Here is a 12,322-nt window from a genome sequence, read left to right on the forward strand (position 1 = left end):
ACTTTAGGATAGACTACCACCCAAAACCTAAAACTTCTTCGGATTTTCAACGTTGAAGCCATATTCTTCCACGAACGCTTCCCTGAATTCCAACAGATTGTCATCCATGATGGCTTGGCGCACATTGTTCATCAGGTTTATCAAGAAATGGAGATTATGATACGAGGTCAAGCGCAAGCCAAATGTTTCATCAGCTTTGATTAAATGACGAATGTACGCACGTGTATAGTTTTTGCAGGTGTAGCAATCGCATTTTTCATCCAATGGACGGAAATCCCGTTCGTATTTCGCATTTTTGATGACCAAACGGCCGCTGCTTGTCATGCAAGTGCCGTTCCGCGCTATACGGGTAGGCAAGACGCAGTCGAACATATCGATTCCGCGGATGACGCCGTCGATCAAGGAATCCGGCGCACCTACGCCCATCAGATACCTTGGTTTGTCCTCAGGCATGACTGGCGTCAAGTAATCCAACACGCCATTCATTTCTTCCTTCGTTTCTCCGACCGATAGTCCGCCGATCGAATAACCTGGAAAATCCAAGGAAATCAGTTCTTTGGCGCTCTGCAGCCTTAAATCCTTGTAGCCTGCCCCTTGGATGATTCCGAACAAGCCTTGTTGATCGGGCTTTTTGTGGGCTTCAAGGCCACGCTCTGCCCATCTGGTCGTTCTTTCGACAGATGCTTTGATGTAATCATAGCTTTCGCTGTAAGGAGGGCATTCATCAAAACTCATGATGATGTCGGCACCCAGTTGATTTTCGATATGGATCGCTTTTTCCGGTGACAGGAACATTTTCGAACCGTTCAGATGATTGCGGAAATGTACGCCGGCCTCGGTGATCTGTCTGTTCTGGCTTAAAGAAAAGACCTGGAAGCCGCCTGAATCGGTCAAGATCCCTCTGTCCCAATTCATGAATTTATGCAGGCCTCCTGCCTCTTCAACCAAGTCTGAGCCCGGTCTGAGCCATAGGTGATAAGTATTGCTCAGAATGATCTGAGAGCCCATCGCCTTCAGTTCTTCAGGAGCCATCGTCTTCACAGTGGCCAAAGTACCTACCGGCATGAACATGGGAGTCTGAAAAGTGCCGTGGGGGGTGATGATTTCTCCCAAACGCGCACCTGTATGTTTTTCTTTTTTGATAAGACGATAACGAATCGCTGGTTCAGTCAATGTATTCACTTCTTTCTTATAGATATCCGGCAATCAGTATACCACAGTCGCACACTATTTTCTTGTATTCGCTACTAAAAAAATGCAATCCGGATGCTTCGGATTGCATTTCTGATTCATAAGGATATAGTCAAAAGCATGTTCACCAAGATTGGATCTTTTTGTGATCAGCGCTGATGGTTTTTGTTACTTCGTCCCCAACGCCGCACGGATATTCGATGCTGGCGGGCACAGAGTCCGGGAACAACGACAAAAGACGGCGCATATCCACTACCCCTGATTCCAGCCCGGATAAAACAATTCCTTTGTCAGTAATGGCAACGTTCTTGATGTGGATGTAGGTTACCGCTTCGCGCATTTGCTCTGCCGCTGCGAAGGGATCACTTTCGATGTAAACGAAATTGCCCGTGTCAAAAGTCAACCCGATGTCCAATGAGGCTTTGCGGACTTCAGCAATGAAACCCATCAGGACAGCCGGGCTACCCTTCTCTGTGCTCTGGTCATTTTCGATAGTCAAATGGATGGAATAGGCCGTCAACAATTCGCGTAATTCTTCAGCCAACTTAGCTGTGAATCCCCGAAATTCCCCTAAGGTCAGTTTCAGCTGGACTGCGTTCAATAGGGCGGCTTCCTCAAAATAACTGCCTAGTTGTCCATTCAACACACCTGCTGTAAACAGTTCTGCCGGAACGGAATAGAACACCTTCAAGCCAGACTCCGAGGCTTGCTGGGCTATTTCCTTCATTTCCGTTTTGCCGGACAGGATGTATTCTCTTCTGACTTCCACTATCGGGAAGCCCATTTCCTTGATTTCCTTCAATATTTCTTTTTGTTCCACTTTATTGTCCGTAGCTTTGTGCATGTACGCTAAAGTGTTCAATCCAATCTCTCTGGGCATCCATCTGTCTCCTTCAGTTTCCTATTTGCGGTCAAAGTCCGGCCTATCGAGTATTTCTTTGGCAATGATGGCTCGCATCAATGCTTTTTGATTGCCGGAATATTTTTTCTTGTTATGAATGGTGGATTTCTCCATTCTTTTGGCAGTCTTCAATTCCTTTTTGTCTTCAGAAAAGACGGTGAAGTCATCGGCCAACCCCACGGCAGGATCCATATTATAGTCCGTAAACACCGGTACTTCAACCGTTTCATCCGCAGGTTCCGTGTCCTTTTGGTCGCTGCCTGTTTTTGGCGGATTCGCGCGCAACAGCAACTGCCATAAATTCTCGCGGTTAACGAAAATCAGGATTTCCCTCCGCCAATTTCTGTTGGTCAAAATCCGGCTGACTTCCCTCAGATATTTTTCAGGCAAGCGATCTTGGAAAAATCCATAGACCTGTTCAGGCTTCAATGTAGCCAGTTTTTTGATCAGTTGTTTCGCATTCTCATTTCCGGCACCGTCCAACGACTGGCGAAATGTCTGCTGCAGGGCAGCTGCTTGGGCTGTGCCCACTCGAAGTCTGGCGTTCTCCGATAGCCGATTAATTCTCTTGACTATCGATACGAGCACAGAGAGAAAGAACACCAGGAAAAGGATCGGCAACAGGATCGGCAATAGAAAGGCTAGGCTAGTCATTCCGGTTCGCTTCTATCTGTCGGAAACTCCGAAATGCTGCTCCTCATTTCAGTATCCGCTATGATATTTTTCATTTTATAATAATTCATCACGCCTAGATTTCCGTTGCGCAGCGCTTCAGCCAACGCCAACGGCACCTGCGCTTCGGCTTCGACCACTCTCGCCCGCATCCTTTGCACCTCAGCGATCATTTCCTGTTCTTCTGCGACCGCAAAAGCACGGCGCTCTTCCGCTTTCGCTTGGGCCACACGCTTATCCGCCTCCGCTTGTTCGGCCTGCAGTTTGGCGCCCACGTTACGGCCGACATCAACATCGGCGATATCGATGGACAGTATCTCAAAGGCGGTACCCGAATCCAGTCCTTTTTTCAGGATTGTTTGGGAAATGGAGTCCGGATTTTCCAGGACGGAAGTGTGCATCTTGGCAGAGCCGACGGTTGTGACGATCCCCTCGCCGACACGGGCGATGATCGTTTCTTCGCCAGCACCACCGACCAACCGTTCTATGTTGGCACGTACCGTTACTTTTGCTTTGGCTTTTACTTCAATCCCGTTCATAGCGACACCCGCGATGATCGGTGTTTCGATGACTTTTGGGTTAACGCTCATTTTCACTGCTTCCAATACATTACGGCCGGCTAAATCGATGGCTGCCGCTTTTTCAAAACCTAAATCAATATCGGCACGCTGCGCCGCAATCAGCGCGTCGATGACCATATTGACATCACCCCCAGCAAGATGATGTGCCTCCAGTTCATTTATATCAATTATCAGTCCCGCTTTTGTGGCTTTTATCATCGGTTGCACGATCATAGAGGGTATTACCCGGCGCAATCGCATGCCGACCAGATTTGAAATTTTGACTTTCACTCCCGAAAAGTAAGCCGTGATCCATAGACCAACCGGCACAAAGCGGAAAAACAAAGATAAAAACAGTACGACAAACAATGCAATAAAGATGATTCCTATCAATCCTTCTGTCATTCTCCATCCAACTCCTTGACTGTAATTTTGACCCCTTCAACCTGGATAACCTGAACCTGTTTTCCTTCAAATATAATCTTCCCGTCACTGACTACGTCGAGCACCACACCTCCGATAGCGACTTTGCCGGCCGGCCGCAACGTCGTCGTAGCTATGCCGATCATTCCCAAGAATTCGGAATAGTCTTTGCTGGACGAATACCCGCGCTCCCGATTCAGGGAAGTATCCAAAATCAATTTGCTGCGGTCCGGCAGGAATTTATAGCCTTTTTTCAACAGCACCGACGTCGCCACACCAGAAATGATGATCGCCAAGCTGACATCCAGCACACTTTCCAAAATACGTTCATTGTTCAAAAACAGGCCGGCTACGACCATCAGGAAACCCGCGATCCCCACCAGCCCGAAATCGGGTATGAACAATTCAACCACCAACAACATGATCCCGAACAAGAACAGCAGCAAAGTCAGCCAGTTCCCGCTTCCGAAATACAGAAAATACAACAAAAAACTCAGGATGGCCGCAGCTCCGAAGACATAATACCTCGAAGTGAACAGCATAAAAACCAGACACAGAAACCCAATGACCAAAAACAGCAAAATGAACGCCTCCTTTGGCTTTGTTCCGATTAAAAACAACAAACGGTCATACTCTTGAAGATAAAAATAAGAAAATTTATATTATCATTTTACCGCAAATACAAAAATAACAAAAGGAAATCCCTTTCAGGACTTCCTCTGTGTATACTGACTTGTCAAATTATTGTTGAAATTCATCAAGATCGACTGTCTGGAACCCAACCTGGTCCTCCACCAACATCACCGTCACCGCCTGATTTTCATGGATATTGCCCTTTATGATGGCGCGCGCCAATGGATTCTCGATCTCAGCTGAGATGAATCTCCTGAGCGGCCGAGCGCCGTAAATCGGATCGTAAGCATTATCCGCTATCCAGGCTGCAACTTCATCAGAAACGGAGAGCTGGATCTGTTTGTCCGCCAGCCGGCCGGATAGTTCCTTGATCATTTTGACGATGATCTTTTTGACATCCGCTTTGCTTAACGGCGTAAAGAGGATGGTATCATCGATCCTGTTCAAAAATTCAGGCTTGAACGACTCTTTCAATAGCTTCATTACCTCATTCGCCACAACTTCCGGGATGGTTCCATCAGATTGGACGCCTTCCAGCAAGTGCTGAGACCCGATGTTGCTGGTCATGATCAAGACAGTGTTTTTGAAATCGACCACGCGCCCCTTCGAATCAGTCAAGCGCCCATCATCCAATACTTGCAGCAAAATGTTGAAGACATCCGGGTGCGCCTTCTCGATTTCATCCAAGAGAATGATCGTATAGGGGCTTCGGCGGACTGCTTCCGTCAACTGGCCGCCTTCCTCATATCCGACATATCCCGGTGGTGCTCCGATGAGCCTGGAAACCGAAAATTTTTCCATGTATTCGCTCATATCGAGACGGACCATATGTTCATCGGAGTCGAAAAGATTTTCTGCCAAGGCCTTCGCCAATTCCGTTTTCCCGACCCCTGTAGGCCCCAGAAACAAGAAGGATCCGATCGGCCGGTTAGGCGACTGCAGACCGGCACGCGAACGCAGAACGGCATTCGTGACGCTTTCCACCGCTTCCTCCTGGCCGATGACCCGTTTATGCAGCGTTTCCTCCAATTTCAGGAGTTTGTCCCTTTCACCCTCAACCAGCTTCGTCACCGGGATGCCGGTCATCCGTCCCACAACTGTTGCGATTTCGTTCTCGGTCACTGATTCCTGGACAAGATTGCCTTCTTTATTCCTGCGGGTTGCATTCTCTTTTTCGAGAGCCGCCAATTCCTTTTCAATCTGCGGTATGCTGCCGTGGCGCAAAACTGCTGCCCGTTCCAGGTCATAGTCTGCTTCCGCATCCTCCAACTGCCTGCGCGCGTCCTCCAGGTCCTCCCGTTTGGCACGCAGTTTTTCGACCTCTTCCTTTTCGTTGCCCCATTTCATGCGCAATTCGTTTGATTCTTCGCGCAGATCGGCCAACTCGACTTGCAGCGTCGCCAATCTTTTCTTGCTCTGATCGTCGGATTCCTTCTTCAGGGCCGCCTCTTCGATCTCCAGTTGCATCAGTTTGCGACTCACTTGATCCAACTCGGTGGGCATCGAATTCATTTCCACTTTTATGTTCGCACACGCCTCATCGACAAGGTCAATTGCTTTATCCGGCAGAAACCGGTCAGTGATGTATCGATCGGATAAGGTCGCTGCCGCAACGAGGGCATTGTCATGGATGTTGACGCTGTGGTGGATCTCATACCGTTCCTTCAATCCCCTCAAGATGCTGATCGTATCGGCAACTGTCGGTTCTTTCACCAATACCTTCTGGAATCTTCGCTCCAACGCCTTGTCCTTCTCCAGATTTTGGCGGTATTCATCCAGAGTGGTCGCTCCGATGCAGTGCAATTCGCCTCTGGCCAGCATAGGTTTCAGCAGATTGCCGGCATCCATGCTCCCCTCGGTTTTCCCTGCCCCGACGATCGTATGGATCTCATCAATGAAAAGGATGATGCGGCCGTCGCTTTTCTTCACTTCTTTCAATACCGCTTTCAGGCGTTCTTCGAATTCTCCGCGGTACTTGGCTCCCGCAATCAATGAGCCCATATCCAACGAAAAGATCGTTTTGTCCTTTAGGTTATCCGGCACGTCTTTTTTCACGATCCGCTGGGCCAAGCCTTCCACGATGGCGGTCTTGCCGACGCCCGGTTCACCGATCAGGATTGGGTTATTTTTTGTTTTGCGCGACAAAATGCGGATAACATCCCTGATTTCTTCGTCCCGGCCGATGACCGGATCTTGTTTTCCGCTCCTTACCGCCTGCACAAGGTCTACGCCGTACTTTTCCAATGCTTCATATTGATCTTCCTGATTTTGCGAAGTCACGCGTTCTCCCCCTCTCATTTCCTTGATTTTTTCGGCGATCATTTTTTCCGTCAGGCCTTGGTTTCCCAGGAATTTGGTCAAAGGATGATTTTTTAGTGTCATCAAGCTCAAAAGCACCGTATCCGTGGAGATGAAATCATCCTTCAATTCTGACCGCTTGCGGTCTGCTTCCAGAAAGAGATTGTACAGATTCTGGCTGAATGTTTGCCCGTACTGGACGGAAGTGCCTTCAATCACCACTGATTTATCCAGTTCCTTATCAACGGCTGATTCAAATGCATCGATTGCCACCCCTGAATCGATATAAAAATTGCGCGCAAAACTATCCGGCTGCAGAAATATTTTCCACAGATGGGCGACATCGATGGTCTGGTGCTTGCGCACCATGGCGATACGTTGCGCTTCTGCGATTGCCTGCTGCAGGGCTGTCGTCATTTTTTCCATTTCCATGCTAGGACCTCCTCAAAAAACCTACTGTCATTATGCTTTATAGGACAAGTATACGACTATGGTCAGAATTGGTCAAATGATAACTCGAAAAAAAAGAACAACAAAGGTGATTTCCTTTGTTGTTCTTCTCATCATCGGATTCCTAGCGCGATGCGTGCATATCGGGACATTCTGTCTGTCGTCCAGGCAGGATACCACACCAATTTCACTTGCGTTTCGGTTACTTCAGGAACGCCTTTCAAAGCACGGTGAATTTCATCGGTGATGACATCCGCCAATGGGCAGCCCATCGTTGTGAGTGTCATTTTGATCAGGCAGAAGCCATCCTGTTCCAATTCCACTTCATAGATCAAACCTAAATTGACGATATCTATCCCTAATTCCGGATCTATCACTTGCTCAAGCGCCGCCAGGACGCGTTCTTTTATGCTTTCCAATTCTTCTTGCGAATATTGGGGATTTATCTCTTCAGTCATTGCATACACCTCTACCCTTTCTGGATTAATTTGATGATAACAGTTTGTGCATAGAAATTCAATGCTAATATACGTTCCCCAAAAATGCAGCCATTTCCTCAAAAATAGCGTAAGGAACCCGATGCCCTGCGCCTTCCGTGGACCGGAAGCAAATGTTATCCGCAAAAGCTTCCTCGCTGATGGAGTTGACGAACTGAGCCATCTGTTCGTACGGGACGCTTTCGTCGGCCGTTCCGTGCCAGATGTAAAACGGCGTGTCCACGAGCGATTCCGGATTTTCTTTGAGGCTCAGGCTTTCAAAAGGCGCCATCAAGGCTTTGACTTTCTCGTCATCAATCGGCGGCAAGCCTTCCACCCAGCGGGACTTCAATGCCCAATGGGACAAACCGATCGGATCCGGACTGCCCATCAGACAGGCTGCCGAATGGATCCAAGGGTATTGCGTCAAGGCGATGCAAGTCGTGATGCCGCCCATTGAAAGACCCGTGACCGAAACCTTGTCTCTTTTTGCCAAGCCAGCTTCGACATAGGCTTCCACAAGGTCAGGAAGTTCCTTGATGTTTTGCAGGACTACCGACCAAAACTCTGCCGCCGGTTCGCCAGCATAGGCTTCATCTTTGCGTTCTCCATGACGATAGGCATCGGGGATGATCACACGCATGCCGTTGTTGGCTAATGCATAGCCTGGCTCCAAGCCTCGCTCCTTTTGGTTCGTGATGCCATGATAAAAGAATGCGAGCGGAATGGCCTCGGTTTTCTTGTCTTCTTCAACGATTTCCAGAATCGGTATATTATTTATGATTTTTCTTTCGATTACGATCAATTGGATCCCTCTTTTTCAGCTCTGATCGACTGCTATAGGCAAAAATATTTTTCCAGATAGATTGCCAAGCCGTCCTCATGATTCGTATGCATCGTTACATCGTCGGCAATATTCTTTAATGCCGTGATCCCATTCTGCATGACGACGCCGTGACCAGCATAGCGGATCATTTCCATATCGTTGTCCTCGTCACCGAAGGCAAGAATATCTTCCCGCTTGATGCCGTAGTTATTCGCGACCACTTCAACGCCAAGCGCTTTTTGGACGCCGGCGGAGACGATTTCAAGACAGGGCATCGTGCCACCCCACGTACGGATTTCGATGGAATTCCCATAACGCGCCAAAATCCGGTCACGGATGGCTTCTAACTTCCGTTCGTCCGAAAACACATTCATGGAAGTAGGATTTTCCGACAGCGTATCCTTCGAAGTGATCTGCGTCGCCAGCAAATTCTTCGGGAAATATTCGTTTGACGGCAGCGTTGCGGTGGATGCGAAAAGCTTGTTTTTGCCTTCTATGCAGATAAAATCGATTCCCATCTCTTCGCGTTGTTCGATCAGATCCATCGCAAAATCTTTGTTGAGTGTCTTATGGTAATAATTACTCCAATTGCTGTCATGGGGATTATGGCATAAGGCACCGTTGAAGTTCACCAACGGAGTGGTCATCTTGAGTGTCTCATAAAATTCTTTGCTGTTCCTGTAAGGGCGGCCAGTTGCAATCATGACCAGATGATTATCCTTTTGCAGAGTTGCCAGCACATTTTTGGTCCGATCGCTCAACAACGACTGATTGTTGAGTGTGGTTCCATCCAAATCTAAAGCGATTAATTTTTGTTTCATAGTTCCTCCTGCGGTTTCCGCCTCAGAGACGAATACTCATTCGATCCCAAGCGACGGAAATTTGCTTTTTAATTCTGCTGTCATGACCTTTGCGATATTCGATCCGATCACGAGCATTTCATATAGTGGTTTGACATCCGTTGTTGAGCGGCCCAAAAGTCGAAGGAAAATTTCGCCATCCCCCGCCAGGCAAAGTGTGTAATAAAAAGTCTTGGTTTGGTTCAATTCATTGATCAGTTCCAACAGGTTCACTTTATCAGCATAATTGTTCAGGTAAGCCAATTTTCTGTAGCTGATCTGAAAATCACTTTCGGCCTCATCTTTGGCGATGACTACACCAAACGGCAAAGAATGTTCTTTATCAAGATTGAATTTCCCTTGATACAAATACTGACCATTTTGGATGGGATGACTTTTCAGTGGCATGCCTTTTTCTTGGAATTTTTGATCAAGCGCTGCTAATATCGTCAAAACTATCACTCTTTTCATATATGGTGCTACAAGTATAGCACATTTTCCCCAATAAATACGCTTATCGCGGTATACAAAAAAGGTCCGGAACCGAAGTCCAGACCTTTCCATATGTCATGCGGAATATTAACGACGTTTTTCTCTGATACGAGCAGCTTTTCCGTGTAATGCGCGCAAGTAATAAAGTTTTGCACGACGCACTTTACCGAAGCGAACAACTTCGATTTGAGCTACACGTGGTGTGTGCAATGGGAATGTACGTTCCACACCGACACCGTTGGAAATTTTACGTACTGTATAAGTTTCGCTGATTCCGAATCCGCGACGTTTGATGACTACGCCCTCGAATAATTGGATACGTTCTCTTGTTCCTTCGACTACGCGAGCGTGGACGCGGACAGTGTCTCCAGGACGGAATGTAGGGATATCGCTACGTAATTGTCCTTGTGTGATTGCTTCAATCAATGGTAATTGACTCATGTTTTTTTCTCCTTCCAACCGACATTCATACACAATCATTCAGCACAGCGGAATATCGTATTATGGAGCAGTCTCTCTGCTCACCTGTAGAATTCTACCACAATAATTTTGACGTGTAAAGTATTTTTCGTTTACATTGTTTGAATTTTCAAGTGCGCTATTGCGCTTGATTATCAGCCTTTTCTTCAAGCAGTATCTCCGCTAACCAGGCTTGCTGTTTCTTCGACAAAGTGATCTTTTCCAACATTTCCGGACGTCTCAGCCAGGTTTTGCGCAAAGATTCTTTTTCTTGCCAATCGGCGATTTTCTGGTGGTTGCCGCTGAAAAGCACTTCAGGGACGACATCCCCCCGGAAATCGCGCGGTCGCGTATATTGGGGATGCTCGAGCAAGCCGGTCGAGAAAGAATCGGTCTTGTTCGATTGTTCATTGCCCAATACTGCCGGCAACAGCCGGACCGTCGCATCGATCATGACCATCGCACCCAATTCGCCGCCCGTCAGAACATAATCACCGATCGAAACTTCATCCGTCACATGTTGCTTGATGCGTTCATCGAAGCCCTCGTAATGGCCGCAGATGAAGACAATGTGCTCTTCTTCGGCAAACTCTTCCGCCAGTTCCTGATTGAAGGTTTTTCCGGATGGATCCAAAAGGACAATCCTTTTTTGGGTTTCGGGAGACTGGACATCGATGTCCGTCAGCGCGTCCACGATCGGCTGCGCCCGCAGCAACATGCCTGCCCCGCCGCCGAAAGGATAATCATCGACGGAATTGTGTTTATTTTCGGAATAATCGCGGAAGTTCGTGCAAGTGATCGAAACACGACCACCCTCGATCGCCTTTCCGATGATCGACTCGGACAAAGGACCTTCGAACATCGCCGGAAACAACGTCAATACATCTATCTTCATCAGTCCATCATTCCTTCTAGAATGTGGATTGTGACCTGTTTATCTTCCAAAGATACCTTTTCCACTACGGAAGCGATATACGGAACCAATAAATCTTTTCGGCCTGGTTTGGATACAACCCACACATCATTCGCCCCAAGCGGCAAAATTTCTTTGATAATACCCAATTCTTCGCCGGCATCACTGACGACGGACAATCCGATGATCTCATGATAATAGAACTCATGATCCGAAAGGTCCTCCAACTGTGTTTCCGAAACCCGTAGGATTCCCCCTCTGAACGGCTCAACCTCTTCGATCCGGTTATATCCCTCGAATGTCAGCATATTGAAATTCTTGTGCACGCGGTGGCTGGCTACCTTTAGAGTGATTGGCTCACTGTTTTCGCGGAACAAGTAGAGCGTAGCCCCTTTTTTGTAGCGTTCATCCGCAAAATCAGTGCTGGAAATGACACGCACTTCACCTTTAAGCCCTTGCGTATTCACAACTTTTCCGACATCATAAAATTTTTCCATTTTTCACCTCTCCTTACATAAATCGTACTGTCAAAGTTTCTGTACATAATAAAATAGAAGGGATAAGTGCTACAATTGTATCATCATCCGCTTCTATCTATTCGCTATTAAGTTAGGCATCCACCGAACGGAAAAGACCGGATCCGCAATTGAAGCGGATTATTCGGCCCCTTCGATCACAAGGCGGACACGTTTTGTGCCTTTGGTTCTGACACTGTATACAATTGTACGGATCGCTCTGGCGACACGTCCCTGTTTCCCGATCACACGGCCGACATCCTCGGCATCAAGATGCAAGTGATATTCCATGAACTCACTTGTCTCTTTGATTTCGATGGACATCTTATCATCGTGGACGATCAAAGGTTTGACAATTGCCAGGATTAAATCTGAAATTTCAGGCATTTAAACCACCCTTTTATTTAGCTAACTTAGAGTCGTGGAATTTTTTCATAATACCTTGTTGAGAAAGTAAGTTACGAACTGTATCAGAAGGTTGTGCACCCTCAGCTAACCATTTCAAAACTAACTCTTCGTCAAATTTAACTTCAGCTGGTTCAACAACTGGATTGTATGTACCTACTTTTTCGATGAAACGTCCATCACGTGGAGAACGTGAATCAGCTACAACGACGCGGTAAAACGGGTTTCTTTTAGAACCCATACGTTTTAAACGAATTTTAACTGCCATT

The 12,322-nt window shown here is 47.3% G+C and carries 15 protein-coding genes; all 15 read right to left on the bottom strand.

Annotated elements, in window-relative coordinates:
• Positions 1-27: 27 nt before the first annotated feature.
• Positions 28-1,173, bottom strand: a complete 1,146-nt coding sequence (gene tgt / locus C7R73_RS00810) for a tRNA guanosine(34) transglycosylase Tgt (protein ID WP_106448820.1) — start codon at positions 1,171-1,173, stop codon at positions 28-30.
• 142 nt (positions 1,174-1,315) lie between these two features.
• Positions 1,316-2,071 carry a sugar phosphate isomerase/epimerase family protein gene (locus C7R73_RS00815; protein WP_106448689.1) on the bottom strand — a complete coding sequence of 252 codons (756 nt, stop codon included), beginning with the start codon at positions 2,069-2,071 and terminating at the stop codon, positions 1,316-1,318.
• A gap of 21 nt (positions 2,072-2,092) precedes the next feature.
• Positions 2,093-2,746, bottom strand: coding sequence for a hypothetical protein (locus C7R73_RS00820; protein WP_153060327.1), 654 nt, complete (start codon positions 2,744-2,746; stop codon positions 2,093-2,095).
• Positions 2,743-3,729, bottom strand: coding sequence for a flotillin-like protein FloA (gene floA, locus C7R73_RS00825; protein ID WP_106448691.1), 987 nt, complete (start codon positions 3,727-3,729; stop codon positions 2,743-2,745). The genes C7R73_RS00820 and floA overlap by 4 nt, the downstream gene beginning before the upstream one ends.
• Complete coding sequence (locus tag C7R73_RS00830) at positions 3,726-4,328, bottom strand: NfeD family protein (protein ID WP_106448692.1); 603 nt, start codon at positions 4,326-4,328, stop codon at positions 3,726-3,728. Before C7R73_RS00830 ends, floA begins: the two co-directional genes overlap by 4 nt.
• Before the next feature lie 160 nt (positions 4,329-4,488).
• On the bottom strand, positions 4,489-7,110 hold the full coding sequence (clpB, locus tag C7R73_RS00835) for an ATP-dependent chaperone ClpB (protein ID WP_106448693.1): 2,622 nt from the start codon (positions 7,108-7,110) through the stop codon (positions 4,489-4,491).
• 131 nt (positions 7,111-7,241) lie between these two features.
• Complete coding sequence (locus C7R73_RS00840) at positions 7,242-7,586, bottom strand: metal-sulfur cluster assembly factor (protein WP_192875228.1); 345 nt, start codon at positions 7,584-7,586, stop codon at positions 7,242-7,244.
• Between the two features lie 64 nt (positions 7,587-7,650).
• The gene (locus C7R73_RS00845; RefSeq protein WP_106448694.1) at positions 7,651-8,409 is read right to left on the bottom strand and encodes a prolyl oligopeptidase family serine peptidase; all 759 of its coding nucleotides are present in this window, start codon (positions 8,407-8,409) and stop codon (positions 7,651-7,653) included.
• 32 nt (positions 8,410-8,441) lie between these two features.
• Complete coding sequence (locus tag C7R73_RS00850) at positions 8,442-9,251, bottom strand: Cof-type HAD-IIB family hydrolase (protein WP_106448695.1); 810 nt, start codon at positions 9,249-9,251, stop codon at positions 8,442-8,444.
• A gap of 36 nt (positions 9,252-9,287) precedes the next feature.
• Entirely contained in the window at positions 9,288-9,722 is a 435-nt protein-coding gene (locus tag C7R73_RS00855) for a hypothetical protein (protein ID WP_233442740.1), read from the bottom strand.
• 126 nt (positions 9,723-9,848) lie between these two features.
• Positions 9,849-10,202, bottom strand: a complete 354-nt coding sequence (rplS, locus tag C7R73_RS00860) for a 50S ribosomal protein L19 (protein WP_106448696.1) — start codon at positions 10,200-10,202, stop codon at positions 9,849-9,851.
• A 157-nt stretch (positions 10,203-10,359) separates the two neighbouring features.
• The gene (trmD, locus tag C7R73_RS00865) at positions 10,360-11,115 is read right to left on the bottom strand and encodes a tRNA (guanosine(37)-N1)-methyltransferase TrmD (RefSeq protein WP_106448697.1); all 756 of its coding nucleotides are present in this window, start codon (positions 11,113-11,115) and stop codon (positions 10,360-10,362) included.
• On the bottom strand, positions 11,115-11,630 hold the full coding sequence (gene rimM, locus C7R73_RS00870) for a ribosome maturation factor RimM (RefSeq protein WP_106448698.1): 516 nt from the start codon (positions 11,628-11,630) through the stop codon (positions 11,115-11,117). Before rimM ends, trmD begins: the two co-directional genes overlap by 1 nt.
• Before the next feature lie 159 nt (positions 11,631-11,789).
• On the bottom strand, positions 11,790-12,035 hold the full coding sequence (locus C7R73_RS00875; RefSeq protein WP_086628136.1) for a KH domain-containing protein: 246 nt from the start codon (positions 12,033-12,035) through the stop codon (positions 11,790-11,792).
• Positions 12,036-12,048: 13 nt separating this feature from the next.
• Positions 12,049-12,321, bottom strand: coding sequence for a 30S ribosomal protein S16 (gene rpsP, locus C7R73_RS00880; protein WP_068560440.1), 273 nt, complete (start codon positions 12,319-12,321; stop codon positions 12,049-12,051).
• Between the last annotated feature and the right edge of the window lies 1 nt (position 12,322).

Origin of the sequence: Trichococcus alkaliphilus (assembly GCF_003008695.1) — a bacterium.
GTDB lineage: Bacteria > Bacillota > Bacilli > Lactobacillales > Aerococcaceae > Trichococcus > Trichococcus alkaliphilus.